General features: G+C 71.1%; 20 protein-coding genes and 2 pseudogenes. 12 read left to right on the top strand and 10 right to left on the bottom strand.

Annotated elements, in window-relative coordinates; all coding sequences use genetic code 11:
• Window positions 1-162: 162 nt before the first annotated feature.
• A complete protein-coding gene (locus O2L01_RS09240; protein WP_270121630.1) occupies window positions 163-2400 on the top strand; it encodes a rhamnogalacturonan lyase family protein in 2238 nt (745 codons plus the stop codon).
• A 78-nt stretch (window positions 2401-2478) separates the two neighbouring features.
• Here O2L01_RS09240 and O2L01_RS09235 read toward each other — a convergent pair whose 3' ends face one another.
• Entirely contained in the window at window positions 2479-3207 is a 729-nt protein-coding gene (locus O2L01_RS09235) for a hypothetical protein (RefSeq protein WP_270121629.1), read from the bottom strand.
• A 150-nt stretch (window positions 3208-3357) separates the two neighbouring features.
• On the opposite strand from O2L01_RS09235, the gene O2L01_RS09230 reads away from it, so the two are divergent.
• Window positions 3358-3933, top strand: a complete 576-nt coding sequence (locus O2L01_RS09230; RefSeq protein WP_270121628.1) for a TIGR03086 family metal-binding protein — start codon at window positions 3358-3360, stop codon at window positions 3931-3933.
• A 48-nt stretch (window positions 3934-3981) separates the two neighbouring features.
• Here the strand turns inward: O2L01_RS09230 and O2L01_RS09225 are convergent, their stop codons facing one another.
• From O2L01_RS09225 to O2L01_RS09215, 3 genes are all read right to left on the bottom strand, one after another.
• Window positions 3982-5691, bottom strand: coding sequence for a DUF6055 domain-containing protein (locus tag O2L01_RS09225; RefSeq protein ID WP_270121627.1), 1710 nt, complete (start codon window positions 5689-5691; stop codon window positions 3982-3984).
• Between the two features lie 267 nt (window positions 5692-5958).
• Window positions 5959-6780, bottom strand: coding sequence for a formate dehydrogenase accessory sulfurtransferase FdhD (gene fdhD / locus O2L01_RS09220; RefSeq protein WP_344469046.1), 822 nt, complete (start codon window positions 6778-6780; stop codon window positions 5959-5961).
• A 241-nt stretch (window positions 6781-7021) separates the two neighbouring features.
• Window positions 7022-9343 carry an FdhF/YdeP family oxidoreductase gene (locus tag O2L01_RS09215; protein ID WP_270121625.1) on the bottom strand — a complete coding sequence of 774 codons (2322 nt, stop codon included), beginning with the start codon at window positions 9341-9343 and terminating at the stop codon, window positions 7022-7024.
• A 229-nt stretch (window positions 9344-9572) separates the two neighbouring features.
• On the opposite strand from O2L01_RS09215, the gene O2L01_RS09210 reads away from it, so the two are divergent.
• Complete coding sequence (locus O2L01_RS09210) at window positions 9573-10235, top strand: cellulose binding domain-containing protein (RefSeq protein WP_270121624.1); 663 nt, start codon at window positions 9573-9575, stop codon at window positions 10233-10235.
• Between the two features lie 10 nt (window positions 10236-10245).
• On the opposite strand, the gene O2L01_RS09205 is transcribed toward O2L01_RS09210, so the two are convergent.
• A complete protein-coding gene (locus tag O2L01_RS09205) occupies window positions 10246-11454 on the bottom strand; it encodes a glycosyltransferase (RefSeq protein ID WP_270121623.1) in 1209 nt (402 codons plus the stop codon).
• 126 nt (window positions 11455-11580) lie between these two features.
• On the opposite strand from O2L01_RS09205, the pseudogene O2L01_RS09200 reads away from it, so the two are divergent.
• The 4 genes and pseudogenes from O2L01_RS09200 to O2L01_RS09185 all read left to right on the top strand — a co-directional run.
• Window positions 11581-12009 (top strand): annotated as a pseudogene (locus O2L01_RS09200) (P-loop nucleotide/nucleoside kinase family protein); the annotation flags it as partial.
• Window positions 11891-12463 (top strand): alpha/beta fold hydrolase, encoded by a 573-nt coding sequence (locus tag O2L01_RS25640; protein WP_346265978.1) that lies wholly within the window; start codon window positions 11891-11893, stop codon window positions 12461-12463. The pseudogene O2L01_RS09200 and the gene O2L01_RS25640, both read left to right, overlap by 119 nt.
• Window positions 12460-12654, top strand: a complete 195-nt coding sequence (locus O2L01_RS09190; RefSeq protein ID WP_270121621.1) for a DUF1737 domain-containing protein — start codon at window positions 12460-12462, stop codon at window positions 12652-12654. Before O2L01_RS25640 ends, O2L01_RS09190 begins: the two co-directional genes overlap by 4 nt.
• 87 nt (window positions 12655-12741) lie before the next feature.
• Window positions 12742-14526 (top strand): hypothetical protein, encoded by a 1785-nt coding sequence (locus O2L01_RS09185; RefSeq protein WP_270121620.1) that lies wholly within the window; start codon window positions 12742-12744, stop codon window positions 14524-14526.
• Window positions 14527-14532: 6 nt separating this feature from the next.
• On the opposite strand, the gene O2L01_RS09180 is transcribed toward O2L01_RS09185, so the two are convergent.
• Both O2L01_RS09180 and O2L01_RS09175 read right to left on the bottom strand, forming a co-directional pair.
• On the bottom strand, window positions 14533-14706 hold the full coding sequence (locus tag O2L01_RS09180) for a hypothetical protein (protein WP_270121619.1): 174 nt from the start codon (window positions 14704-14706) through the stop codon (window positions 14533-14535).
• A 21-nt stretch (window positions 14707-14727) separates the two neighbouring features.
• Window positions 14728-15516 carry a YqjF family protein gene (locus tag O2L01_RS09175; protein WP_270121618.1) on the bottom strand — a complete coding sequence of 263 codons (789 nt, stop codon included), beginning with the start codon at window positions 15514-15516 and terminating at the stop codon, window positions 14728-14730.
• On the opposite strand from O2L01_RS09175, the gene O2L01_RS09170 reads away from it, so the two are divergent.
• Window positions 15515-16420 carry an RNA polymerase sigma-70 factor gene (locus O2L01_RS09170; RefSeq protein ID WP_374727622.1) on the top strand — a complete coding sequence of 302 codons (906 nt, stop codon included), beginning with the start codon at window positions 15515-15517 and terminating at the stop codon, window positions 16418-16420. The genes O2L01_RS09175 and O2L01_RS09170 overlap by 2 nt on opposite strands.
• 49 nt (window positions 16421-16469) lie before the next feature.
• Entirely contained in the window at window positions 16470-17594 is a 1125-nt protein-coding gene (locus O2L01_RS09165) for an NAD(P)/FAD-dependent oxidoreductase (protein ID WP_270121616.1), read from the top strand.
• 276 nt (window positions 17595-17870) lie between these two features.
• Here O2L01_RS09165 and O2L01_RS09160 read toward each other — a convergent pair.
• Window positions 17871-18734: pseudogene (locus tag O2L01_RS09160) on the bottom strand (erythromycin esterase family protein); the annotation flags it as partial.
• Window positions 18735-18878: 144 nt separating this feature from the next.
• Here O2L01_RS09160 and O2L01_RS09155 point away from each other — a divergent pair.
• Window positions 18879-19445 (top strand): DinB family protein, encoded by a 567-nt coding sequence (locus O2L01_RS09155; RefSeq protein ID WP_270121615.1) that lies wholly within the window; start codon window positions 18879-18881, stop codon window positions 19443-19445.
• Here O2L01_RS09155 and O2L01_RS09150 read toward each other — a convergent pair.
• Window positions 19442-21337, bottom strand: a complete 1896-nt coding sequence (locus O2L01_RS09150; RefSeq protein WP_270121614.1) for a glycoside hydrolase family 3 protein — start codon at window positions 21335-21337, stop codon at window positions 19442-19444. The genes O2L01_RS09155 and O2L01_RS09150 overlap by 4 nt on opposite strands.
• A 289-nt stretch (window positions 21338-21626) precedes the next feature.
• On the opposite strand from O2L01_RS09150, the gene O2L01_RS09145 reads away from it, so the two are divergent.
• The gene (locus O2L01_RS09145; protein WP_270121613.1) at window positions 21627-24002 is read left to right on the top strand and encodes a sialidase family protein; all 2376 of its coding nucleotides are present in this window, start codon (window positions 21627-21629) and stop codon (window positions 24000-24002) included.
• Window positions 24003-24092: 90 nt separating this feature from the next.
• Here O2L01_RS09145 and O2L01_RS09140 read toward each other — a convergent pair whose 3' ends face one another.
• Window positions 24093-25313, bottom strand: a complete 1221-nt coding sequence (locus O2L01_RS09140; RefSeq protein WP_270121612.1) for a serine hydrolase domain-containing protein — start codon at window positions 25311-25313, stop codon at window positions 24093-24095.
• Between the two features lie 243 nt (window positions 25314-25556).
• Here O2L01_RS09140 and O2L01_RS09135 point away from each other — a divergent pair, with 243 nt between their 5' ends.
• Entirely contained in the window at window positions 25557-26243 is a 687-nt protein-coding gene (locus O2L01_RS09135) for a GPP34 family phosphoprotein (protein ID WP_270121611.1), read from the top strand.
• The last annotated feature ends 3 nt before the right edge of the window (window positions 26244-26246 follow it).

The following is a 26246-nucleotide window of genomic DNA, read 5'->3' as shown; positions in this document are numbered from 1 at the left end:
ATTCGATGTTTCGATGTCAATGGTCGATGTGATCGACAGGCGGTCGCGCGCCCCCGGCACGCCGCGCGGACCGCACGCCTCCCCCTGTGCCGCAGCGCGCCCGCGCGCCCCCGCCGCCACCGGCGCGGCCGCCGAGGCGCCCCCATCAGATACGGAGCGAACATGAAGCACTCCCCCAGACCGAGACGCCTGCGGGCGCCCGCGGCGGCGGCCATCGGGCTCGTCGCCGCGGCCGCGACGATGGCCGCGATGACGAACGCGCAGGCCGCCACGGTCCGCTACGAGGCCGAGAACGCCCCGGCCGTCTGCGAAGGCGCGATCGAGTCGAACCACACCGGCTACTCCGGCAGCGGATTCTGCAACTCCACCAACGCGGTCGGCGCCGCCGCCCAGTTCACCGTCAACGCCGCGAGCGGGGGCACGGCCACCCTGGCGATCCGGTACGCCCACGGCGGCACCGACACCCGCTCCGCGAACATCGTCGTCAACGGCACACAGGTCGAGTCGGCCAGCGCATTCGCCGCGACCGGCGCGTGGACCACGTGGACGACGAAGACCGTCACCGTCCCGGTGAACGCCGGGAGCAACACCGTGCGCATCGAGGCCTCGACCGCCGCCGGGCTGGCGAACATCGACTACGTCGAGCTCGCCGACGGGGCGCCCGCGCAGACCGGGGCGATCATGGAGGACCTGGGGCGCGGCGTCACCGTCGTCCCGGCCGGCGGAGGCAACCTCGTGAGCTGGCGGCTCCTCGGCACGGACTCGTCGAGCACCGCGTTCAACGTGTACCGCAACGGGACCCTCCTCAACAGCTCCCCCATCACGGGCGCCACCAACTACCTCGACACCGGCGGCAGCGGCACCTACACCGTGGCGCCGGTGAACGGCGGCACGGTCGGCTCCCAGGCCGGGGCCGAGGCCGTGTTCAACTCGAGCGGCTACAAGGACCTCCCGATCCAGCGGCCCGCGGGCGGGACGACGCCGTCGGGCGAGGCGTACACGTACAGCGCGGGCGACATGAGCGTCGGCGACCTCGACGGCGACGGGCAGTACGAGTACCTCGTCAAGTGGGACCCGAGCAACGCCAAGGACAACTCGCAGTCCGGCTACACCGGGAACGTCTACATCGACGCGTACGAGCTGAGCGGCCAGCGCCTGTGGCGGATCGACCTGGGCCGCAACATCAGGGCCGGGGCGCACTACACGCAGTTCCAGGTGTACGACTACGACTCGGACGGGGACGCGGAGGTCGCGATGAAGACCTCGGACGCGACGGTGTCCGGCACGGGCCAGGTGATCGGGAGCGCGAGCGCGGACTACCGCAACTCGAGCGGGTACATCCTGACCGGCAGCGAGTATCTGACGGTCTTCAACGGCGCCGACGGGGCGATCCTCGACACGATCAACTACCAGCCGGCGCGGGGCACGGTCTCGAGCTGGGGCGACAGCTACGGCAACCGGGTCGACCGGTTCCTCGCCGGTACGGCCTATCTGGACGGCACGCATCCGAGCATGATCTTCTCGCGCGGGTACTACACGCGCAGCGTGATCTGGGCGGTGGACTTCAACGGCACGGATCTGGTGTCGCGCTGGGTGTTCGACTCGAACAGCGCGGGGAGCCAGTACACCGGCCAAGGCGCGCACAGCCTCTCGATCGCGGACCTGAACGGCGACGGCCGCCAGGACGTGGTGTTCGGGGCGATGGCGGTCGGCTCGAACGGGCAGGCGCTCTACAACACCGGGTTCGGGCACGGCGACGCCCTGCACGTGAGCGACTTCGTCCCCAGTAGAGCGGGGCAGGAGGTGTTCATGCCGCACGAGAGCAGCTCCCAGCCGTCGTCGAGCCTCAACGGCTCGAACGGCTCGGTCCTGTTCCAGACGCCGGCGAGCGGTGACAACGGGCGCGGTGTGGCCGCGAACGTGCTGGCGAGCAACGCGGGTGCGGAGTACTGGTCGGCGAACGTGAGCGGCCTGCTGAGCGCGTCGGGCGCGAACATCGGCGCGAAGCCCGCTTCGATCAACTTCGTGTCGTGGTGGGACGGCGACGGCGAGCGGGAGCTGCTGGACGGCACGGCGATCACGAACTACCCGTCGGGAACGCTGCTGACCGGTTCGGGGGTCGCGTCGAACAACGGCACGAAGGCGACCCCGGGGCTGTCGGCGGACCTGTTCGGCGACTGGCGGGAAGAGGTGGTCTGGCGGACCAGCGACAGCAGCGCGCTGCGGATCTACGCGACCTCGGCGACGACGAACCTGCGCATCGCGACGCTCATGCACGACCCGCAGTACCGGGTCGCGGTCGCCTGGCAGAACACGGCGTACAACCAGCCGCCGCACCCGAGCTTCTACATCGGGAGCGACGTGACGAGCTACCCGTTCCCGTCGATCTCGACGCCTTGACCCACGGCGCCTTGACCCTCCTCTGAAGACCCGGGGCCCGCGACTCGCGTCGCGGGCCCCGGCCTTCGGGCGGATCGGTCAGTCTCCGGGAGCGAACTCGACGAGTTCGCTGCGTTCGTCGCTGCCTTTCACGCCGGTCTCGAGGACCAGTCCGATGCCCGGCGCGTAGAACTTGTCCTCGACGACGCTGGTGTCGAGCGGGTTGACGTCCTCGGTGCGCAGGCAGTCGTCGTAGGAGCCCAGCGGCACGTCGACGTGTTCGTCGAGGGCGAGGACCTCACCGGTGTCGACGGCGTGGCCTTCGTAGAACTCCTGGTAGTAGTAGTCGCCGACCTGCGGGTCGGCTTCCATGGCGATGCCGGGCTGGGCGCCGTCGACCCCGGCCTCCCAGGAGCCCTCGGTACTGGTGGTCTTGCCGTCGGCGATCTCCTTGGAGTCCTCGCCGAAGTACCAGACGTTGCCGTCGGCGTCCTGCGCGTACCAGTCGTAGGTGTCCTCGACGACCTTGCCGCTCTCGCTGACGGTGTCGTGGACGACCACGGTGGTCACGCCCATGACCTCGCGGGTGTCGTCGGTGACTTCGACGGTGATCCGCTCGGCGCCGCCTTCGTAGGTGTAGACCGCGCCGGGCGTCCACGGCATGAACGGGTTGTCGATGACGGTGGTGAACGAGGAGGCGTCGGGCACCTCCGCGCGCGTCGGCGTGGAACCGTCGTTCGGTGCAGCGTCGTTCGGAGAGGAATCGCCGCAGGCGGTGACACCGGCTGCGACCAGCAGGAGAACGGCGGTCAGGTGGGACAGGCGCATGGCTCCTCCGGGCCGATGAGGGCCCTCGTTTTCACCCTACGCCCGCGCCGGTGCGCGCGGATCGAAAGCCTTCCCCGCGGGCCGATGAATCCGCGCGTCCCGTGTCGTCCCTACACGAAAGGACCTTCTTCCTCCAGGAGCGATGCCGCAATGAACGACTTCAAGCCCGTCACCGAACTCGTCGCCGGCCTGCTCGACGGCGTCGCCGACGCCCGGCTCGCCGGCCCGACGCCGTGCGGGCACTACACGCAGGCGCAGCTGCTCAACCACCTGCTCGGCCTCTGCCTGGCGTTCACGGCCGCCGCGCGCGGCGAGACCGGCCCGCACAACGACGCGCCGCCCGGCGAGCCGCCGACGGACCTCGAACCCGGTTGGCGGGGCGAGCTCGAGCGGCGCCTCACGGCGCTCGCGGACGCGTGGTCGTCGGACGCGGCGTGGGAGGGCGACGCGCTCGCGGGCGGCGTCACGCTCCCCGCCTCGATCATGGGCCTGGTGGCGCTCAACGAGGTCGCCGTCCACGGCTGGGACCTGGCCCGTGCCACCGGCCAGGACTACGCCCTCGACGCGGACACCGTCGCGACCCTCACCGCGTTCACCGGCCAGGACGCCGACGACCAGGCGGCCCGCGAGGGCATCTACGCCCCGGTCGTCGCGATCCCCGCCGACGCCTCCCCGCAGGACCGGCTCATCGCATTGACGGGCCGCGACCCGTATTGGCGCGCTTGACGAGAGCGGGGCAGGCCTCCCGGCCCGCCCCGCTCTCATGTCGGGGCGTCAGGAGGGTGTGGCGCCGGTGATGGTGAGTTCGTAGGGGAACGGGTCGCCGACGCCGGTCTGCCACATCGTGTAGTTCCGGTGCTGGGAAGGCGTGGCGGCGACGACGAGCATCATGTGCGTCTCTCCGCTCTGGAGTGAGAAGTTCGCGGTCTGGCCGGGCGCGAAGATGCTGCTGTAGCGGACGCTGAAGTCGGCCTTCACCGCCACGAGGCGGAACCGCCAGTCGGCCCCGGCGAGGCTCGAAGCGCCGGTGAGCTGGACGCCGACGTTCGCCGTGGTCGGGTTGAGCCGGATGACGTTGTGGCCGTACTGGTGCGGCGCGTCAGTGCTGGCGATCCGGTACCGGTTCGAGCCGAGGCTCGTGAGCGGATCCGTGTGCAATGGACGGTAACTGCCGCCGCCGCGCCACATGTCGGTGCGGATGGCCGCGCCGTCCGCGAAGTCGTACGTGACCTGGCGTGACGTGTACTCGGCGATGAGGGTGGCGAACTCCTGCTGGTCGAGCTGGAGGACGCGTTTGATGGTGTCGATCGGGTGCTCGCCCTGCTTCGCCTCGAACCAGAGGCGGTCGACCGATTCGGCGCCGTACAGGTCCCGGATGGTGTTGAACAGCATCCAGTCCCCGTAGTAGGTCTCCTGCGCGAGCCACCGCTGATGCTGGCGGTCGACATAGTAGCCGGAGCCGACGGTCACCTCGGGGCGGAGCATGCGGGCCATGTAGTTCGCGTGGGCCTCCCAGACGGGCCCGGCCACGGGGTTGCCGGCGCCCCAGCCGCCGCCGTTGCCGTTCGCGATGTTGATGTCGACGGCGTAGGACTGGAGGATGTGGTTGAACTCGTGGGACTCGACCCAGTCGTCCCAGATCTTGTCGTAGGGCAGGCACATGTGGCCGACGCCGATGTCGTCCGGCCCGGCCCAGTTGGCGGGGGGCAGGAAGCCGTTCGACCAGGTGCCGCAGAGGTAGAGGTTGATGCGGTACTGGGAGCCGACGCGGTGGTCGGCGGGGTTCACGAAGTCGACCTGGTTGACGTAGTAGTCGTAGATCTCCTCCATGTGGGTCGCGACCCACTGCGGGTAGTTGCTGTAGCCGTGCTGCTGGCCCCAGGCCACGGCATCGATCGCGTCGCCCCAGCGGACGGTGAAGTTCGCGGACTCGACGTAGTTGGACGTGGAGGCGCCGGCCTCGATGAGGAACGAGGGGGTGCGGGTCTGCTTCTGCTGCTGGGGCTCTCCGGTGGGCTCGGGTTCGCCGGGGGTCTGGGTGGGGGTGCTGGTGGGCGTGCTCGTGCCGCCGCAGGTGGCGCCGTTGACCTTGAACGTGGTGGGGATGGTGCCGGTGCCGGTCACGGTGAGGCCGAAGACCTCTTTGGTCTGGCCGGACGGGATCTGGGCGTTCCAGCCGACGTCTTCGCCGGTGAAGTGGGCGCCGGACTGGGCGTAGTCGACGTTCCAGGCGTTCTGGACGGTGGAGCCGGACGGGAGGTCGAACTCGACCTTCCAGCCGTCGAGGGATTCGGATCCGGCCTTGATGGACACTGCGGCGTTGTGGCCGGTGCCCCACTGGGAGGTGATCGAGTACTGGACGGCGTCGCAGGCGGCGGCAGATGCCGGGACTGCCGCCACTACCGCGACGGACGCGGCGACGACCGCTCCGACCGCCAGTCCGACGGCGCCGAGGCGCCGTTTCCGGGTTCGCGTGACTTCCATGGACTGCACTCCTTAATATTTACGGACGTAAATATTAGATCGCGCGCCGAGCGACAGGCACAAGCGGAACGGATTTCTGAAACCATTCGCTCATTGCGGGGCAAATCTCCGCGATGGCGCTGGTGTCGATGGCGTTGGCCTTGGGGCCTTTTCATGCGGCGCTTGGCAATAAAAGAGTGCCAATCAACGGCCGGGAGCGTGACGGACGGTCCGGCGGAGGCCGACTGCGCGACCCCCGCCGGATGACCGAAGCCCCGGACCGGTGGGTCAGATGATGCGGTCCGGGCGCGCGTAGAGGTTCATCGTGTCCTCGCGGACGAACCCCGCGAGCGTCAGCCCCGACTCCTCGGCGAGCTCCGCCGCGAGGGACGACGGCGCCGAGACCGCTGCCAGCGCGGGGATCCCGGCCATGACGGCCTTCTGGACGAGTTCGAAGGAGGCGCGGCCGGAGACGGCGAGGACGTTGCCGCGCAGGGGGACGAGGCCTTCGCGCAGGGCCTGGCCGAGTACCTTGTCGACGGCGTTGTGGCGGCCGACGTCCTCCTTGGCGGTGATGAGGTCGCCTGCGGCGGTGAAGAGCCCGGCGGCGTGGAGGCCGCCGGTGCGGTCGAAGATCTTCTGCGCCCGGCGTAGCCGGTCCGGGAGGGAGGCGAGGGTGTCGGCGCTGATCGTGGTGTCGTCTTCGGCGACGGTCCAGGCGGCCTTCGTGCGGACGTCCTCGAGGCTGTCCTTGCCGCAGACGCCGCAGGCCGAGGTGACCGTGGTGTTGCGCTTCGCGGACTTCGGGGGGAGCGGGACATCGGCGGCGAGGGCGATGTCGAGGAGGTTGTAGGTCTGCTCGCCGTCGGCGTCGACGCCCGCGCAGTAGCGCATGCTCACGATGTCGGCGGGCTTGGTGATGACGCCTTCGGCGAGGAGGTACCCGGCGGCCAGGTCGAAGTCGTCGCCGGGCGTGCGCATGGTGACCTGCAGCGATTCGCCTCCGACCCGCAGTTCGAGGGGTTCTTCGACGGCGAGGGTGTCGACCCGCACCGACCGGTGCTCGCCGGCGAGGCGGGTGGTCTTGCGACGGACGGTCACGCGGCCCACTGGCTTCAGGTTCCCTTCAGGTGGCTTCAGCTCCGCTTCAGGTTCGCCGAGCTCTACTGGCTTGTATAGCGCGGCGGGCCGAGGAACGGCGAGGAAGGAGGTCCGAACTCACGACCGGGCAGGTCCCGGAAGCAACGTCCGAGAGTCGGCACCGGGCCGACTCGAAGGTCCGCAATATCGGGTGGGTGGGGTGGGGGCGGGGGGAGGGGCCCCCAGTGAGGGTCCAGGTCGTGTCGTCGCTTCATGTTTTCGCCGGCCCGCCGCTGTCGGCCTCGAACCGCACCACGATCGACTTCGAAGTGGGCGTGTTCGAGGTCTCCGCGACCGAGTCGAGCGGCACGAGCACGTTCGTCTCCGGGAAGTACGCGGCGGCGCAGCCGCGCGCGGTCGGGTAGTGGACGATCCTGAAATGCGGCGCGCGCCTGTCGCCGTCCGCCCATTCGCTCACCAGGTCGCAGTAGGCGCCGTCGACGAGCCCGAGTTCCGCCGCGTCCTCCGGGTTGACGAGCACGACCCGCCGCCCGTCGTGGATGCCCCGGTAGCGGTCGTCGAGGCCGTAGATCGTGGTGTTGAACTGGTCGTGGCTGCGCAGCGTCTGCAGCAACAACCGCCCGGGCCCGGCCTCCGGGGACGTCACCGGATTGACCGTGAAGTTCGCTTTGCCTGTGGCCGTGGGAAACTCGCGTGCGTCGCGCGGCGCGTGCGGCAGCGCGAACCCACCGGGCACGCGGGCGCGCGCGTTGTAGTCCGCGAAACCGGGCACCACCCGCTCGATCCGGTCCCGCACCAGGTCGTACTCCCCCGCGAACTCCTCCCACGGCACCGGGTCCCCCGGCCCGAGCACCGCGCGCGCGAGCCCCGCGACGATCGCGACCTCGGATCGCATCTCCGGGCTCAGCGCCGGCACACTCCCGCGCGAGGAGTGCACGATCCCCATCGAGTCCTCGACGGTCACGAACTGCTCGCGCCCGCCCGGAGCGTCGACATCGGTGCGCCCCAACGCAGGCAGGATGAGCGCCCGGGCCCCGGTCACCACGTGCGACCGGTTCAGCTTCGTCGAGACGTGCACCGTGAGCCGGCACCCGCGCATCGCCGCCTCCGTGGCGGCGGTGTCAGGCGTCGCCGCCACGAAATTGCCGCCCATCGCGAAGAAGACCCGCACCCGCCCGTCGCGCATCGCGCGGATCGTCCCGACCGTGTCGAGCCCGTGGTCGCGCGGCGGCGCGAAATCGAATTCGGTGCCGAGCGCGTCCAGGAACCGGTCGGGCATCCGCTCCCAGATGCCCATCGTCCGGTCGCCCTGCACGTTCGAATGCCCCCGCACCGGGCACACGCCCGCGCCCGGCCGCCCGATGTTGCCGCGCAGGAGCAGGAACGCGACGACCTCACGGATCGTCGGCACGGCATGCCGATGCTGCGTCAGCCCCATCGCCCAGCACACGACGATCCGGTCCGCCTCGAGCACCATCGCGAGCAGCCGCTCGATCTCGTCCGCCGCGAGCCCTGTCCGCTCGACTGCCTCCGCGAGCGCGGCGGCGTCGCCGTCCGGGTCGTCGATGCCGTGGTGGGCGGCGAACGCGTCGAAGCCGTTCGTGTAGTCGGCGATGAAGTCCCGGTCGATCGCGGCGGGGTCGGTGGCAGAGGCGCGCAACAGCATCCGGTTGAGGACGCTGAAGAGCGCGAGGTCGCCGCCGACCTTGATCTGCAGGAACAGGTCGGTGAGCTCGGTGCCGCGCCCGGCGAGCCCGCGCGCGGTCTGCGGGTTCTTGAAACGCCTCATGCCCGTTTCAGGCAGCGGGTTGACGGTGGCGATGCGAGCGCCCGCGCGTTTGGCCTGTTCAAGGGCGGTGAGCATGCGCGGGTGGTTGGTGCCGGGGTTCTGGCCGGCCACGATGATGAGATCGGCCTGGTGGAGGTCGTCGAGCGTGACGCTGCCCTTGCCGATGCCGATGGTCTCCGCGAGCGCGGCGCCGGACGACTCGTGGCACATGTTCGAGCAGTCCGGCAGGTTGTTCGTGCCGAGTTTGCGGGCGAAGAGCTGGTACAGGAACGCGGCCTCGTTGCTCGTCCGGCCGGAGGTGTAGAACGCAGCCTGGTCGGGATGGTCAAGGGCGGCAAGCTCACTGGCGATGAGCTCGTAGGCGTCGTCCCAGGTGATGGCGCGGTAGTGGGTGGCGCCTTCGGGGAGATGGACGGGCTCGGTGAGGCGGCCCTGCTGGCCGAGCCAGTACCCGGACTTGTCGGCGAGGTCCGCGATCGGGTGCTCGGCGAAGAACGCGGGGTCGACGCGGCGGCGGGTGCCCTCCTCGGCGACGGCCTTGGCGCCGTTCTCGCAGAACTCGGCGGGATGGCGGTGGCCGGGCTCGGGCCAGGCGCACCCGGGGCAGTCGAAGCCGCCGGTCTGGTTGACGTCGCGCAGGAGCGGCAGCCCGCGTTTGACCCCGGCTTGCGTGCCGACCACGCGCAGTGAGTTGACGACGGCAGGCACGCCGACGGCGCGGCGTTTCGGCGGGCGGACGTCGGGGCTGTCCTGGGCGGGGTCGGTCTCGGGCGCCTTGCTCATGGGTGAAGTCTAGGGCGGCTGGTGTTGCGGGGCGGACGGGACGGGCTGGCGGACGGGTGGGTTTTCGTGCCGAACCGGTCGCTTCTCGGGCTGAAATCCCAGTTCATCGGGTATCGGGGCGAATCGGCGCGGACCGTTCGGGGGTGACCGTCCAGGTACGCTGAGGGACGGATCGGCGCGGGTCCACTGTCCCCTCCCGCGCTCCAGTCCCTTGTGGAAGGCGGTGGTGATGGGCGACTCGGATGGCGCGCTTGACGACGCGCCGGGTCGGCGAGGTCGTCTGCACGGCCGCTTGCTGAAGGCGCTCGGTGCGGTGTCGGCGGTGGCGACGGCGATCGCGTTGTGGCAGTTCGGGGTGTTCGGCGACGGCCCCGAACGCGATCCGGTCAGTGTGATCGAGGGACTCGAGACGCCGTCCCTCCCGGAAGACGCGTCGGAGTCGAGCGCGGCGCCCACCGCGAACGCCGCCAGCGCGACCATCGAGTCACCGTCAGAGTCGTCGGCGGCGCCCACGACCGCCGCGCCGCCGAGCGAGAGCCCGTCCTCGTTGGCGCCCAATGCGACGCCCTCCGCGCCGGAGGAGTCCGGGCCCGCCGGGCCGTCGTGCACGGCGAGCCTGACGGTCGAGGACGACTGGAGCGATTCGGTCGAGGTGTCCGTGACGGTCGTGAACTCCGGCGCTGTGGCCTTGGCGGCGTGGGAGGTCGACCTCGACCTGGAGGAGGTCTCGATCTACCACTACTGGAACATGCGGGAACTCGGCGGCGGCCGGTACGGCAGCGAGGACTGGAACGGGCGACTGGATCCGGAGGAGGACGCCGTGGCGGGGTTCCAGGCAGAGCTCGGCGACGGTGCAGCACTGCCCGATGCGGTGGCGTGCACGGCATCGTGAGGAGCGGAGTTCAGCCGGCGAGCAGGAGCGAAGCCGCGGTGTCCGCACCGTCGGTGCGGATCGTCGCGGCGACCGCGGACGCCCGCTCCCGAACCTCGGAGGAGAGCGTGGTTTCGATTGCGGCCGAGAGCGATCGAGTGGTGAGACTCGGCCCGAGGTGCGCGGTGCCGATGCCCAGATCGGCGACGCGACGGGCCCAGTAGGGCTGGTCGACGATCTGCGGGACGAGCACTTGCGGCACTCCGGCCAGCGCGGCGGTGATCGTGGTCCCGGCACCGCCGTGATGGACGACGGCGGCGGCCCGACGGAACAGGGCTTGCAGATTGGCTTCGCCGACGACGATGCGGTCGTCGCGGTCATCGATCGGAGCGAGCCCGGCCCAGCCGCTCGCGAGGACGACCCGGCGGCCGAGTCGGCGAGCGGCCCCGATGAGGACGCGGGCAGCGTCCTCCCTGGGCCGCAGAGGGATACTGCCGAATCCGATATAGACCGGCGGTGGCCCGCCTGCAAGGAAATCCTCGAGGTCGGGCGGGAGCGGGCGCGTGTCGGGCCGGATCCAGGCACCGGTCTGCTCGACTTCGAAATCGGGCGTGCGGCGCGGGCTGAGCACCGGGTCGGTCGCGAGCCAGGGGCGCGCGGTGAGGACGTGGTTGGTGAGGTTCGCCAAGGGCTGCAGGCCGTTCGCGGCCCGGAGCCGGTCGACCGGGCCGCCGTAGAGGGCCTGCATGCTCGCGGCGTCGTGCGCCCACAGCGCCCGGTTGTCGGTGACGCCGTGCGGGAGAGGATGTCCGGGCCGTTCGGGGGGCGGGTGGTGGAGGGACGGCAGGAGCGTCGGTTGCAGGCTGACATGGTGGTAGCGGATCCCGAGCACGTCGGCGGCAGTGCGGGCTGCGGCGGCGACGGGGAACATGCCGGTCGCCACGATCGCGTCGCATCCCGCTGCGGCCGTGACGATCTGGTCGAAGTGATCAGTCATGACCGCGGAGGTCCGCGCCGCGAAGTCCCCCGCCCGTGGCGGCGCGGTCCCGGTGACCAAGGGGCGCACCGCATCCCCGGAGGCGACCATCGGCACGTCCGCATCGGCGAGGAGCCGCGCGAATTCAGGATCGGGCGGCGCGCACACCACCGCCTGCGCGCCGAGCGCGTGCAGCCGTATCGCCAGCGCGGCCATCGGTTCGACGTCGCCGCGCGAACCGTAGGTCGAGAGCAGGAGGCGCATCGGTTCCCCGTTCGAGCGGTATCGGTTTGAGCCGCCCATTCTGCGTCGCGCCTGCAAGCGGCGGTGGCTGAGCGAACCTAGAGTGGGCGGCGGCCGCCGTCGGGGCGGCGAGGCGGGAGGCTTCAGTTGGACGGCAGCGCATCAGGTCCTCAGGTCATCGCGTTCACCGGTTTGCCGGGGACGGGCAAGTCGACGCTCGCCGAGCGCCTGGGTCGGGCGAGCGGTGTGCCGGTGTTCGCCTCAGACTGGCTGATGGGTTCGCTGGCACCGCATGGCGTGCTGAACGACCTGGACTACGAGACGTTTCTGGCGCTCGACTACGGCCTGATGGAGACGCTGATCGTGCGGCAGCTCATGCTGGGACAGTCGGCGATCACCGACTGCGTGCTCGACGACGCGACGGCTGAGCGCTGGGCCGGGGTCGCCGCCGAGTACGGTGCGCCGCTGCGTGTCATCGAATGCGTGTGCAGCGACACGGATCTCCACCGCACCCGGGTCGAGGGCCGCGTGCGCGGCATCCCCGGCTGGCACGAGATCGACTGGGCGCACGTCGAACGAATGCGGGACGCCTGGCCGCCGTTCACTCGGGACCGGCTCGTCGTCGACGCCGTCAACTCGATCGACGCGAACCTGGCGCTGGTGGAGGAGTGCGTGTTCAGTACCGCGCGGTGAGCGTGCGCGTCCGGCCGTCGACCCGGATGGTGCCGCCGTAGGGGATGACGAACTGCGGATCGGTGTGCGCCGCTCCTGGATGCACCTCGCGGGCGCGGGCGACAGCCGCTACACCATGGAACTCCTTCCGGCACTGCGGGAATCCGCAACGCCGAAGCTCCTGGTCTGGGGCGAGGACGACGGCTTCCAGAAGGTCGCTTACGCCGAGCGGTTCGCCGCGGAGATCCCGGGCACCGCCCTTGTCCGCGTCCCGCGGGCAGGGCACCTCCCCATGGAGAACGCCCCCGATCAAGTCGCTCGCGCGCTCGCCGGGTGCTTCAATACGATGCCCTTATGAGCACACCACCTGACGGACTGCCGCGATACCGGGTCTTGACCGGCCCTGACGATGAGACGTTCTGCCGGCGCGTGAGCGACGTGATCGCGCTCGGCTACCGGCTGCACGAGGGTCCTGCGGTGACCTTCAACGGGGAGCGCGTCATCGTCGCCCAGGCGCTGATCTGGCCGGAGGCCGAACACGGGAAGTAGGGGAAAGCGGGCGTATGGTTCCCGCCGTTGGCGGCCGTGGAGTAGATTGGCGCGCATGATGTTCAGCGAAACGAGCACCCAAGGTTCATGACGCGGTCCGGCGAGCGCAGTGCGCTCGAACCCGACCTCGTCCCTGTTCACCAGCGCATCCGCGACCTCTGCGGCCGCTTCCCCCAAGGCGGGCTTCCCGGAGCGGAAGTCAGGGCCCTGCGCGAATCCATTGAACGGCCGGGCAGTCGCGTACTGCTCCCCCAGCGCGGGACCAAGACCCAGGCCGAATTCGAGGCCTTCACTCGCGAGCGCCAAGCCGCACTTGCGGTACTGGCCGACCTGGTGCGCTCCGCCGCAACCGGAACCGACGCCGAACTGGCGCGGCTCAGTGAGCGGCTCCGCGGATTTCATGACCATCAGCATCTGCGGTTCGACCCCGAATCGCTCGACCTGGACGTGCCCCTCAAGCAGGTCCGCGCCGTCGCGCTGCATCTGCTCCGCACCGGGATCACCGGCACCGAGACGATGGCGGGACTCCAGCTCATGACGGTCGCGGCGGATGCGTCCGATGAGGAGCTGCTCCGCGACCTGGCGCGGCTCGAGCGCGGTTACGCGGCCAATGCGAGGAAGGCGCTCCGCCGCATCCGGCACCCTGTGTCGCAACGGTTCGCGCTCGCCAAGCGCGAGCGGGACACGAACGGCTCCGAGTGCACCGCCGCCATCGCCGAGGCGCCGCGGGCCGAGATCGACGCGCTCGTGGCGGGCCTCTCGGTGGCCGATGCGATCACGCTGCTGCGGATGACCGTCGAACGGCAAGGCGTACCGCAGTGGCTCAAGGGAAATGAACGACTCGCCGAAGCCGCGGCGGCGGCCGCCGAGAACCCGATGCTCATGGAGGACGGTGCGGAGACGCCGTTCTCCATGGCCTGGCTCCGCGACGAGCTGCGGTACGGCACATGCGCCTACCTCGGCTTCTCCCCCGGCCAGCGCGAGCGGGCTATTGCCAGGCTCGGCGCGTGGCTGTCCTCGCCGCGGGCGCTCCAGTCGGTCGAGAACGTGGTCGCGCGGCGCCCGCACGACAGCCGGGAGCTCTGGCTGCGCCGGCAGGTCCTGGACGCGCAGCGGGACCCGTCCGGCGCTCTCCCTGCGGGACTGGCGGTCCGGATCGCCGCCCCGCAGCCGGGGACCGGCGGGGACGTGGGGACGCATCTGCTCATCGACGGCATGCCGCTCATCCCCCGCACGTTCGAACCCGGTGGAGCGGCTCCGCCTGAACGGATCCTCCACAGGGGCGACGGGCTGCAGGCCACGCCGGTGCCTCGGGAGGTCGAACTCGCCCAAGCTGATTGCGCCGAAGCGTGCTGCGGCGCGATGCGGGCCGAAATCCGAAGGGACGCGGGGCGCGTCGAGTGGGAGGTCTGGGTGACCCGGCGCGCGCACGAGCACCGGGAGACGTTCGGCTTCGACGCCGCCGCATACGACGCCGAGGTCGCCCGCGCCGCCGCCGATCTCACCTGGGAATGGCCCGCGCGGCGCGCGGGCAGGCTCCTCGGGCAGCGGTTGCGGGCCGAGCCCGATGTCATGGCGCGGTGGGGGTGCCGTCTCACTTGGGCCGGTTCGCGGAACAGCGAGCGTTCGCTCCTGAGGATGCATTTCCTGTACGGCGATGGCGAACCGTTCGCGGCGGACCCGCCGTGGCTCCAGTTCGAGCACTGGGTCGAGCTGCCGGACTCGCCGGTCGTCGTCGACGGTGCGGTCGCCGCAGTGGTGGAGCGGATCGTGGCGGAGTTCAGGGAGACCGATCCGAAGACGCTCGGGAGGGTATGCGGCGGTTCGCGGGCGAACGCGGAGGCGCTGGGATTCCCCTGGCCGCCCGGCTGAACGCGGTCAGACGATGCTCAGGATCTCGTGCAGGGCTTCGTTGCAGCGTCGGGGGCGTTCCATGTTCGGGTGGTGGGCGGTGACTTCGACGAGGGTGGTCGTGCCGGTGCCGACGAGGCGTTCGGCCATCGCGAGGTGGTCGGGCGAGTCGAGGTCGCCGTTGATCGCGTGGACGGGCACGTCGAGCGTGGGGACGCGGGCTCAGGTGTCCGAGGGCGGGATCGTCCATCTGGGTTCGCCGGCCGAGTGCTCGGCGAAGGCGCGGCCGGGGCGGCCGAAGCGGACCGGGACGCCCGGGGAGTAGAGGACGCTGAACGGCTCTCCCGTGACGTGCAGACCCGCTGCGGCGAGCAGGGTCTCGTCGCATTCGAGGAGCCGGGCCCGGTACAGGCGCCAGCGCGGGTGGGCGTTGCGGAGGTATCTGAGGCGTCCGGCGACGGTGTGGTGGAGTCCCCAGCGGGCGGTGAGGAAGTGCTCGAGCGGCGTTGGGGCCGTGAGGGGTCGGCCGATGCGGATGCTGATGCGGGAGCGGGCGGAGCGGGGTCCGGGCCAGCGGCGGGCGCTCGTGTAGGTGCGGGTGTCCGCTGTGGAGTCGATGCGCATGCGCGACCACGTGTACGGGAGGCGGAAGCCGACGCGGGCGGCGAGGACGGGCACGAGGCGGGCGGCGTCGAGGGAGCGGAAGACGACGCCGCGGCGGCCCTGTTCGTCCACCGAGTAGAGGCGGACGTTGGTCTCGGCGAAGGTGCCGAGGTAAGGGATGCCTGGGAGGCCGAGCCAGCCGACGCGGTGCATGCGGAACGGGACGAGGCCGACGTAGGTGGCGCCGTCGAAGGTGTCGGGCACGGTCCCGGCCGGGAGGAGGCGGGTGACGGCCGCGGGGTCGACCTTCCAGTGGAGGAAGGCCAGGTCGAGCCAGGACTGGGTGAGCAGCGGGCGGCCGATGGGCACGGTCGGCTCGGGCGTGACGGGTTCGGGCGTTCGCGGCATGGCTCCAGCATCGCAGGGTGGGCGCGGCGGGCGCGGGTCGTCGGCGAATACGCTGCGGGGCGTGGAGATCTTCGAGGACCGGCGCGGGCTGCTGCAGGCCGTGGCGTACCGGGTGCTGGGCACGGTCACGGACGCTGAGGACATCGTCCAGGAGGCGTGGCTGCGATGGCACGGGGTCGACGCCGGCGCGGTGGAGGATCCGACGGCGTACCTGGTGAAGGTGACGACGCGGCTGGCGATCGACCGGTTGCGGAGCGCGCAGGTACGGCGGGAGTCCTATGTGGGGCCGTGGCTGCCGGAGCCGGTGCCGACGGGCGGGGACGTGGCGGACGATGTGGCGCTGGCGGACACGGTGTCGTCGGCGATGCTGCTGGTGCTGGAGACGCTGTCGCCGCTGGAGCGGGCGGTGTTCGTGCTGCGCGAGGCGTTCGGCTACTCGCACAAGGACATCGCGGAGATCCTGGACCGGAGCGAGGCTTCGGTTCGGCAGACGGCGATGCGCGCCCGGGAGCACGTGGAGGCGCGGCGGCGGCGGTACGACACCGATCCTGCGACACGGCGGCGCGCCGCGGAGTCCTTTCTGGAGGCTTCGGCGGGCGGGGACCTGGCGGGGCTGATGGCGATCCTCGCTCCTGACGTGACGCTGGTGTGCGACGGCGGCGGGCTGGCGCCGGCGCCGCGCCGGACGCTCGAGGGCCTGGAGCTGGTGGCGAACGCGCTCATCTCGTTCACGAGGCGGTTGCCCGAGGATCCGAGCGTCGAGTTCGCGGAGGTCAACGGCGGCCCGGCGGTCGTGGTCCGGTCGGCCGGGGAGGCCGCCGTGGTCGTCATGCTGTACCTGGTGGACGGGGTGGTCGAGGAGATTCACCTGGTCAGCAACCCCGAGAAACTCGGCGCATTGTGACGCTCGTCACTACAACTCACGTTTCTCGGGGGCGTCTCGTCCTTGGGGCATGAATGACATCCTCGTTATCGGCGCCGGCTACACCGGCATGATGGCCGCCCACGGCATCGCCCACCGCAACCGCAGCGCCCGCGTCACCCTCCTCAACCCGACCGACCGGTTCAACGAGCGGCTGCGCCAGCACCAGGTCGCGGCCGGGCAGGAACTCGGCGACCACCGGATCCCCATGATCGTTGAACCGGCCGGCATCCGCTTCGTCAAGGGCCGGGCCGCCGCCATCGACGCCGCCGCGCGCCGCGTCCTCCTCGACGACGGGCGGGAGCTCCCGTACGACCTGCTCGTCTACGCGATCGGCAGCGCGACCCAGAAGATGAAGGGCGCCTTCACCATCGACGACACGCGCCTCGCCGAGCGCCTGCGGGAGCACCCGGACGGCGTGCTCACCGTGTGCGGGGCCGGGCTCACCGGCATCGAGGCCGCGACCGAGATCGCCGAGGCCTATCCGAACATGCGGGTGCGGCTGCTCAGCCGCGGCGAGCCCGGGACCATGATGGGCCCCAAGGCGAGGGCGTACCTGATGCGGACCCTCGACCGGCTCGGCATCGAGGTCCGCACCGGCGTCCGCGTCACCGAGGTCCTGCCCGGCGCGGTCGTCCTCGACGACGGCGAGCAGCTGCCGACCGACACGACACTGTGGACGACCGGGGTGCGGGTCGCGCCGCTCGCCGCCGAAGCCGGGATCGCCACCGACGACACCGGCCGGGTCCTCGTCGACGCGACCCTCCGCTCGGTCTCGCACCCCGAGATCTACGCGATCGGCGACGCCGCCGCGATCCGCCAGGCCTACGGCGTCATCCACGGCACCTGCCAGAGCGGCATCCCCTCGGCCGCGCACACCGCCGAGTCGATCACCCGGGAGCTGCACGGCAAGGCGCCCAAGCCGTTCCGGTTCGGCTACATCCACCAGCCGGTGTCGCTGGGCCGCAAGGACGCCGTCGTCCAGTTCACGCACCACGACGACACCCCCAGCCGCTGGTACCTCAAGGGGAAGGCCGCGATCGCCTACAAGGAGGCGGTCAGCGGCAGCCCCCTGAAGTTCTTCCGGTCGACCCGGGCCATCCCCGCCCGCATGACCGGACGCACCGGCGGCCGCCGCAACCCCGTTGCGGCATAACGCCTTCGCCGCACGGCCCTCGCTGACGTGCAGCACCGCGTCAGCGCCCGCCACGACCGCCCGGTCGAGCGGGAACGGGCCCTGCGGCGACGCGATGTCCGTGCGCTCGGCCGCATCGGGAAGATCGGCGGCGGCGACCAGCCCCCACGACTCGAAGCGCTCCTGCAGACGGCCCTCATGCGTCGCCGGATCGGGCGCGGGCAGGCCGATGCCCTCGCTGCGGCCGAGACTGCCCACGACGCACCCGTACCGGTCCCCCAGCAGCGACGCGAGGATCGCGCCCGTGCCGTGCCACCTGAGGTCCATGCCGCCCATGGACATCCGGCACTCGCTGCGCTGCAGGTGGAGGTTGTGGCCGTAGAGGAGGGTCGGGCCGCGGTCGGCTTCGAGGCCGCGGATGTCGAGCACGTTCTGGGCCATGATCGCGTCCCGGACCGCGCCGAGACGGCTCCACCGGGTGCCCTCCTCGCCCGGGCGGGCGGCCTCGCGGTGGTACCGCAGCAGGCCGAGCGCGGTCGTCGCATGGACGCGGGCCCGGTCCCATTCGGCCCGCGACGTCGCCGGAAGGCGTTCGGGCGCACGGAGGTACACCTCGTTGAGCAGGTCGTCGGCGATCACGCGCAGCCGCGCGGCCTCCGGGGTGCCGCCCGGCGACTTCGCCGGGTCGGTCACCGCCTCCATGCCCGACCAGCGCGCGTCCTCGCCCGCGAGCGCCCGGATGTCGAGCGCGAGCCCGAGGTAGTCCGCGGCGTGCTCGAGGTACCGGCGGGGGCTCTCCGCGGTGAACTCGAACGGCGCGTCGATCCCGTGGAACGCGAGCCGGTCCTCCGGGGCGCGGCCGGCGTTGTGCTCGCGCATCCACGCGACGAGCGCGAGGTTCGCCGGGAACGCGCCGAAGCCGTGGGAGAAGCCTTGGGCCATCACCGCATCGAGCGAGCCGATCCCGTGCTGGACGTAGTCGTTCACGGCGAACGCGGCCACCCGGTCCGATTCGAGGGCGAAGGAGCGGAAGCCGCGCTCGACGAGCTGCGCGAACAGCTCGTTGCGGATCGCCCCGAACGCGGGCTCGCGATGATCGGGCTCGCCCAGTGCCAGGAGCTCGTGGGAGTCGTCGACGAAATCGCGGATGTCCTGAGTCATGGCCTCAAACCTATCCTTGAAGGTTCAGTTGAGCCTTTGCATGGGTGCACGCGCGACCCGAGGTCGAGAAGTCTCAACCTGCGGTGCAATGGTCCCCGCGCGAGGCGCGGCGCTTCGTCGGTCCGCTGCTCTAGGGTCGGGGGCATGACGGTGCGATGGCCCGAGTTGATCCTCGGGCAGCTCGAGTTCTACTGGGACACCCACCTCCGGCCGCGCCTGGAGGGCCTGACCGACGACGAGTACCTGTGGGAGCCGGTCGACGGCTGCTGGAGCCTGCGGCCCGGCGCCGACGGCGCGCTCGCGATGGAGGAGGCCGAGCCGGCCCCCGAGCCGCCGCCGGTCACCACCATCGCCTGGCGGATGGTCCACATCGGGCGGGACGTGCTCGGCGTGCGCGCCCGCTCGTTCTTCGGACCCCATGAGGGCCTTGAGGACGCGCACATGTGGGACCTGCGGCTGTGGCCCGACCCGCTGCCCGCGACCGCCGCCGACGCGATCGCCATGCTCGAGTCCTCCTACGGGCACTGGTGCGCGGGCGTGCGCGCACTCGACGCCGAAGCGATCGAGCGCCCGCTCGGGCCCAAAGGCGCCTGGTTCGCCGACTTCTCGATGGCCGCCCTCGTCCTCCACCTCAACCGCGAGGTCATGGCCCACGGCGCGGAGATCTGCCTCCTCCGCGACCTCTACCGCGCCGAGAGCCTCCGCGGCTAGGCGGTCTCGAGGCCGAACCCGAAGGGGTACAGCGGGTCGTAGGCCGGGTCGCCGACGTTCATCGGCTCCTGGTCCGTCGCGCGCGGCCAGGTCACCGGCAGTCGCCCGCCGTACGGCGCCGCCCCGAACAGCGGGTCCGCGACGCCCGCGCCCTCGCTGCCGGGCAGCCACGCGGCCACCAGCGCGTCGACCTCGGCGAGGTGCGAGGTGAGCTCGATCGGGCGGCCCGAGACGACGATGACGACGCAGTCCACTGCGGCGCAGACGGTGTCGATCGCGGCGGCGTCCGCTTCGGACACCGCCATGTCGTGCGCCCCCGCGCCCGCGTCGCCGACGCCCTCGGCGTACGGGTCCTCGGCGACCACGACGACCCCGACATCGGCGCCGCCGATCGGCTCGGACGCGTTCTCGCTGAAGGTGATCGCCGCGTTCGGGGCGACCTCCCGCATGCCGGCGAGGATGCTCGTGCCCTCGGTGACGGCCTCCACGCCGCCCTGCCAGGACGCGGTCCAGCCGCCCAGCTGGCGGCCGAGCGAGTCGGCGCCGGAGCCGGCGACGTAGACCGACGCGTCGGCGGCGAGCGGCAGCAGGTCGTTCTCGTTGCGCAGCAGGGTCTGCGAGGCGGCGGCGGCCTCGCGGGCGACCTGGCGGTGCTCGGGCGAGCCGATGTCGGCCGCGCCGGTCGTGTCCGCGAACGGCTGCTCGAAGAGTCCGAGGGCGAACTTCTGGGTCAGGATGCGCGAGACGGCGTCGTCGATGCGCTCCTCGCTCACCCCGCCGGAGTCCACTTCGGCCACGAGCGTGTCGATGAAGCGGCGGTACTCGAACGGCACCATCACCATGTCGACCCCGGCGTTGATCGAGGTGCGCACGGCTTCGGCGTAGTCCTCGCTCACCTGGTCGACGCCCTGCCAGTCCGAGACGACGAAGCCGTCGAACCCGAGCTCGCCCTTGAGGACGTCGTTGATGAGGTACGAGTCGGCGTGGGACTTCAGCGGGCCGCCGCCGAGGTCGTTCGAGGAGAACGAGGCCATGACCGAGCCGACGCCCGCGTCCACGGCGGCTTTGAACGGCGCCAAGTGGATCGAGCGCAGTTCTTCTTCCGTGAGGGTGGTGACGCCCTGGTCGAGGAGGTAGTCGTCGGTGGTGGAGCTGCCGAAGGCGGTGCCGCCGTCGCCCACGTAGTGCTTCGCCGTGGCGAGGACGCTCGTGTTCGCGGCCAGGTCCTCGCCCTGGTAGCCCTGGACGACGGGCCCGGCGTACTCGACGGCCAGGCCGGGGTCCTCGCCGAAGGACTCGTAGGTGCGGCCCCAGCGGCTGTCGCGGGCCACGCACACGCACGGCGCGAACGTCCAGTGCACGCCCGTCGCGCGGGTCTCGGCGGCCGTGATCGCCGCGGCCTGCGCCGCGAGGTCGGGATCGTGGGCGGCGCCGAGGCCGATGTTGTGCGGGAAGATCACGGCCCCGGGGAGGGCGCCGTTGCCGTGGACGGCGTCGATGCCGTAGACCATCGGGATCTTCAGGCGCGATGCCGTTGCAGCGCTTTGGAAGCCGTCGATCATCTCGGCCCACGCCTCGGGGGTGTCGTGCATGGCCTCCGCACCGCCGTTGAGGAGCGAGCCGATGCCCAGTTCGGTGATGTCCGAGGGGGTGGCCTCGATGGCGGGCACCGCGACCTGCGTCATCTGGCCCACCTTCTCCTCGATCGTCATGCGGTCGAGGAGGTCGGCGACGCGGCCCGCGACCGGGGCGTCGAGGTCGAGATAGGACACGTCGTCGTCCGCGCCGGGCACGACCACGAGCACGGTGATCACGGCGGCGGCGAGCGCGGCGGCCAGGGCGGTCCACAGGACGGCCGGACGGCGGAAGACTGCGGGCAGGTGTGCGCCCATGGGGCGGGCTCCTCGAGGGGTGAGCGATCGACTAGGGCCCCAACCTGGTTCGAACTGTAGTGGAACAGCGCTCCCATGTCCAGTGGCTCAGCCGGAGGAAGCAGGGGCGCCTCCGGGGCGCGGCGGTACCTCGCATGTCACATGTCATGCAGCGCCGACCACGGGTCGAAAACTTTTCGCCGCCTTCTTGCAAGCGCCATCCAGTCCTGTTATGTTGGGTCTCCAAACTAACCCCCCGACGGCCCTCCGGGCCGAACCCTCAACGTCCCTCCGCCCCCTAGGAGCACAGGTGCGACGACGCACTCTCGCCGCTTCGCTGGGCGCGGCCGCAGTTGCAGCTGCGGCCGTTCCCACTGCGGCGCAAGCCAAGACCTCCGGAACCTGCGAAGACGCCTACACCTGGCGCAACGCGATCGTGAACGGCGGCGGCTGGGTCCCCGGCATCGTCTTCAACGAGACCGAGGCCGACCTCATCTACGCCCGCACCGACATCGGCGGCCTCTACCGCTGGCAGGAGGCCACCCAGACCTGGAAGCCGCTCCTCGACTGGATCGGCGGGGACCGCTGGGGATGGACCGGCATCGTCTCGGTCGCCACCGACCCCGTCGAACCGAACCGCGTCTACGCGGCGGCCGGCACCTACACGAACGACTGGGACCCGACCGACGGCGCGGTCCTCTATTCCGACGACTACGGCGAGACCTGGGGCGCGGCGGAGCTCCCGTTCAAGCAGGGCGGCAACATGCCCGGCCGCGGCATGGGCGAACGCCTCGCCGTCGACCCCGCCGACAACGCCGTCGTCTACCTCGGCGCTCCGAACGGCAACGGCCTGTGGCGCTCGGTCGACCACGGCCGCAACTGGGCCGAGGTCACCGCGTTCCCGAACCCGGGGAACTTCGTCATCACGCCCGGCGACGCCTACAACGGCGACAATCAAGGCGTCGTGTGGATCGAGTTCGACCAGACCGGCGGGATCTACGTCGGCGTCGCCGACCCGGACGACCCGCTGTACGTCTCCACCGACCGCGGCCGGACCTGGCAGCCCGTCCCCGGCGCGGCCGCCGCGCTCGGCAGCGCCGACGGCAACCGCACCATTCCCAAGCGGGCCGCCTTCGACCACGAGAACGGGCACCTGTTCATCGTCACCAGCTGGAACCCCGGCCCCTACAACGGCCCGCCCCCAAGCGGCAGAGGCGGTTCGATCCAGCGCCTGTCGCCGGCCACCGGCGAGTGGACCGACGTCACCCCGACCTACGACCCCGTCGGGACCATCCCCGGTTTCGGCGGACTCACGGTCGACCGCAGGCGCCCCGGGACCCTCATGGCCGCGACCGAGAACCACTGGTACCCCGACGAGGTCATCTTCCGCTCGACCGACTCCGGCGCGACGTGGCAGACCGCCTGGGACTACGTGTGGGACGAGGACTACTCCTGGCCGCCGCAGCGCACCGACCGGTTCACCTTGGACCCCACCGGAAACGAATGGCTCACCTGGGGCAAGGCCGATGACGGTCCGGCGTATGCGATCAAGCACGGCTGGATGATGGACGCGGTGTCGATCGACCCGCACGACTCCGACCGGATCATGTGGATCGGCGGGACCATCTGGGGCACTGAAGACCTGACCGCCTGGGACGCGCAGGGCCCGCTGGTGGGCTGGGACGACGCCGCCGGGCGGCAGGTGGCGCTGCCGGTGGAGCCGTTCGAGGCGGGCGTTCGCGTCCACGGCATCGAGGAGACCGCGGTGCAGGACATCGCCGCGCTCGGCGGGACCCTGGTCTCGGCGATGGGCGACCTCGCCGGGTTCGTCCAGACCGACCTCGACCGACCGGGCGCCATGATCCGCCATCCGAACTGGACGTCGGGGCGCGCCTTGGACTTCGCGGGACTCGACCCGGATGTCATCGTCGGCACGGGCGATGTCGAAGGCGACGTCGACGGGCATGTGGGCGTCTCGCTCGACCGGGGCGCGACCTGGCTGACCACGACCCGGCTCGAAGGCGTCGCGGGCGGGGGGAACGCCGGGACCGTCGCGGTCAGCGCCGACGGGGCGGTCATCGTCTGGTCTCCCGGGAACGGCTCGACCGCCCCGGTGCTCAGCACCGACCTCGGCCAGACCTGGACCCCGGTCGAGGGCCTCCCGGCCGGGGCGCTCGTGCGATCCGACCGGGTCGACCCGGCCCGCCTGTACGCCTTCGCCGCAGGGGCCTTCTATGCGAGCGCCGACGGCGGCTCGTCCTTCACCGCGACGAGCGCGGCGAACCTGCCCGCCGAGGGACCGGTGGAGTTCCGGGCCGTCCCCGGCAAGCGCGGGCACCTGTGGTTGACCGGCGGCAAAACCGGTGCGGTGTACGGCATGTGGCGTTCCACCGACGGCGGCCGGACCTGGCGCCGAGTGCCGGACTTCCAAGAGGCCGACGCGGTCGGCTTCGGCAAGGCGCGCAGCCGCTACGGCTATCCCGCGATCTACACCTCCGCGAAGGCCGGCGGGCAGCGCGGTATCTGGCGCTCGACCGACGAGGGCCGGACCTGGCAGCGGATCAACGACGACGCGCATCAGTGGGGCTGGACCGGGAAGTCGATCACCGGCGACCCCGAGGTGTACGGCCGCGTGTACATCGCGACGAACGGCCGCGGCCTGATCTACGGCGACATCGCGCACTGATCGTCATCCAGCCCCCGCCGGACGCTCTCTGGGGAGCGAACGCGCCGGGCGCGGGACCACCGTTCGGTCCCGCGCTCGGCGCCTTTCGGTTCAGGCCGTGATCGGTTCGGGGCGTGCGGGAGTGAGCGTCGCGGTCACCGCCGGCGCCTCGCGTTCGGCGCCGCAGAGTCCGGCGTGGAGGAGTTCGTTCCTGGCCTGTTCGAGGGCGTCGGGGTCGGCGGTGTCGTGCCGGTCGACGATGTTCCAGGCGACGGAGAACTGCCGTTCGCCGTCGAGGGAGTGGAACGAGTTCGCCTCGTGCCCGAGGGTGTCCCCGTTGTGGCCCAGGAAGACCGCGTCGGGGTCGGCGGCGCAGCCCGGCGTGATGCCGAAGAGGCCGAGCCCGTAGTCGAAGCCGCGACCGGCGTCCTCGAACGCCGTCGCCTGGGCGAGTGATCCGGGGTCGAGGAGGGTGCCGTCGGTCAGGGCCCGGTAGAAGTCGTTGAGGTCGCCCATGGTCGAGACGACGTTCCCGCCGGCCCAGAGCTGGCTGTACGAGAGCTTCGACGTGTCCAGATAGGGCGCTTCGGGATCGCCGGTGGTGAGGTACGGGTCGAGGTGCGGGCCGCGCAGGCCGGAGGTGCCGGGGCGGCCGAAATAGGTGCGGTCGAGACCGGCGGGCTCGAACACGCGGTCCGCGAACACGTCGCCGAGGTCGTCGCCGGTGAGCTGTTCGATGAGCAGCCCGAGGACCGTGTATCCGGTGTTGGAGTAGGCGAAGCCGGTCGGCCGCTCGCCCGCGGCGCCGATGGCGATGAGTTCGCTTGAGCGGTAATGAGTCCGGTAGTTCGCGTAGAAGTCGGCGAGGTCGTCGTCCTCGAGGAGCGACCGGTAGATGCGGCCGAGGTAGTCGGGCACGCCGCCGCGGTGGCCCATGAGCTCGCGGACCGTGGGCTCGTCCTCGCCCTCATAGGGCAGGACGCCGGGCAGGTAGGCGCCGATCGGGTCGTCCAGGTCGAGGGCGCCCTCCTCCTGGAGCTGCAGCAGGATTGTCGCGGTCATCGACTTGGTGATACTGCCGATGCGGACCCTGTCGGTCGGTTTCGCGTCCTCCGCACCGGGTTCGAGGCTGCGCGGGCCGATCGCGGCGGACCATTCGTCGTCGCCGTCCCGGACTTCGGCGACCACCGAATGGTCGGCCGCGGCGGCGAATGCCTCCAATTTGGACTCCAGAAGGTCGGTGTCGAGACCGGGCGGCGACGCAGCCGCGGCCGCCGGAGCGGCGGCGAGGGCGAGCGAAAGGCCGACGGCAGTGAGGATTCGGGTGTGCATGCGCCGAGGTTAAAACCGGTTTCACCTGCGGCGCAATGCGAAAGCGCGGATTCGGCGGAAGAGACGAGCAGGCGGGAACGGCCCGGTACAGGCAGCGGTACCACCCCCGTTCACCTCGCGGGCACGCTTCCACGAATATTGCGGTTTCTTGTCAGAAACTGTCGGTAATGCCCAATACGAACGGCTGATCGGCACCGGTAAGGTGATCGCATGAATCACCCTGAATAGGAAGGACCACTCCAGGTGCCCGACGTGCCCTCGCCTCGTCTGGTCTACGACGCCCTCCTGATCACCTCGCTCGACGACGCCTACAAGCCCGCCACCGGCCCACGCGTGACCGGGCTCGGCGTCGGATCCGCGCTCCTGGCCGAACTCGTCCTCTCCCAGCAACTCATCGTCTGGGCCGACAAGGGCGTCGACCTCGTGTGCATGGACTACGGAGGCAACGGCGAGCGGTACCGGCCGCCGGCGGACTCCCTGGCGCTGTGGCTCATCGAGCACGTCCGCGCCGAGCGCACCAGCCTCAGCGTCCGCGACTGGCTCGACTTCCTCTCGGCCGCAGACGTGTACACCAAGACCGCCGACCACATGGCCATGGTCGGCCTCATGGTCCGCCGCGAATACCGGTCGCGGTGGCGCCAGCGCGTGGAGATCGGCTACGAGCCGAGCGACCCGCTCATCGCCAACGCCGCGTTCTCGCGGCTGCGCCGCCATCTGTCCCTTGCGGAGCCGAACCTCTCGATCGAGGACGCGTTCCTGCTGGCGCTCACCGATGCCGTCGGACTCTCCAAGCCCCTCTACAACCAGTTGCCCTCCGGCGCACGCGTGTACGCCGGAAAGCGCCGGCAGGCCCTCCCCGCCGCGCTGCGCGCCGTCCTGGCGCACCTGGCGGCCGCGGTGGCGGACATCGCCATCACCGGCGGCCGCTGACAC

It is taken from the genome of Glycomyces lechevalierae, from assembly GCF_027622945.1.
Taxonomy (GTDB): domain Bacteria; phylum Actinomycetota; class Actinomycetes; order Mycobacteriales; family Micromonosporaceae; genus Glycomyces; species Glycomyces rutgersensis.
Note: the sequence above shows the minus strand (reverse complement) of the source record. Positions and strands in the feature narration are given on the sequence as shown.

What these genes read in the sequence shown, in the direction of transcription:
- O2L01_RS09240 (WP_270121630.1), top strand. Translation starts at nt 163, where the DNA reads ATGAAGCACTCCCCCAGACCGAGACGCCTGCGGGCGCCCGCGGCGGCG.
- O2L01_RS09235 (WP_270121629.1), bottom strand. Translation starts at nt 3,207, where the DNA reads ATGCGCCTGTCCCACCTGACCGCCGTTCTCCTGCTGGTCGCAGCCGGT.
- O2L01_RS09230 (WP_270121628.1), top strand. Translation starts at nt 3,358, where the DNA reads ATGAACGACTTCAAGCCCGTCACCGAACTCGTCGCCGGCCTGCTCGAC.
- O2L01_RS09225 (WP_270121627.1), bottom strand. Translation starts at nt 5,691, where the DNA reads ATGGAAGTCACGCGAACCCGGAAACGGCGCCTCGGCGCCGTCGGACTG.
- O2L01_RS09215 (WP_270121625.1), bottom strand. Translation starts at nt 9,343, where the DNA reads ATGAGCAAGGCGCCCGAGACCGACCCCGCCCAGGACAGCCCCGACGTC.
- O2L01_RS09210 (WP_270121624.1), top strand. Translation starts at nt 9,573, where the DNA reads ATGGGCGACTCGGATGGCGCGCTTGACGACGCGCCGGGTCGGCGAGGT.
- O2L01_RS09205 (WP_270121623.1), bottom strand. Translation starts at nt 11,454, where the DNA reads ATGCGCCTCCTGCTCTCGACCTACGGTTCGCGCGGCGACGTCGAACCG.
- O2L01_RS09190 (WP_270121621.1), top strand. Translation starts at nt 12,460, where the DNA reads ATGAGCACACCACCTGACGGACTGCCGCGATACCGGGTCTTGACCGGC.
- O2L01_RS09185 (WP_270121620.1), top strand. Translation starts at nt 12,742, where the DNA reads ATGACGCGGTCCGGCGAGCGCAGTGCGCTCGAACCCGACCTCGTCCCT.
- O2L01_RS09170 (WP_374727622.1), top strand. Translation starts at nt 15,515, where the DNA reads ATGGCTCCAGCATCGCAGGGTGGGCGCGGCGGGCGCGGGTCGTCGGCG.
- O2L01_RS09175 (WP_270121618.1), bottom strand. Translation starts at nt 15,516, where the DNA reads ATGCCGCGAACGCCCGAACCCGTCACGCCCGAGCCGACCGTGCCCATC.
- O2L01_RS09165 (WP_270121616.1), top strand. Translation starts at nt 16,470, where the DNA reads ATGAATGACATCCTCGTTATCGGCGCCGGCTACACCGGCATGATGGCC.
- O2L01_RS09155 (WP_270121615.1), top strand. Translation starts at nt 18,879, where the DNA reads ATGACGGTGCGATGGCCCGAGTTGATCCTCGGGCAGCTCGAGTTCTAC.
- O2L01_RS09150 (WP_270121614.1), bottom strand. Translation starts at nt 21,337, where the DNA reads ATGGGCGCACACCTGCCCGCAGTCTTCCGCCGTCCGGCCGTCCTGTGG.
- O2L01_RS09140 (WP_270121612.1), bottom strand. Translation starts at nt 25,313, where the DNA reads ATGCACACCCGAATCCTCACTGCCGTCGGCCTTTCGCTCGCCCTCGCC.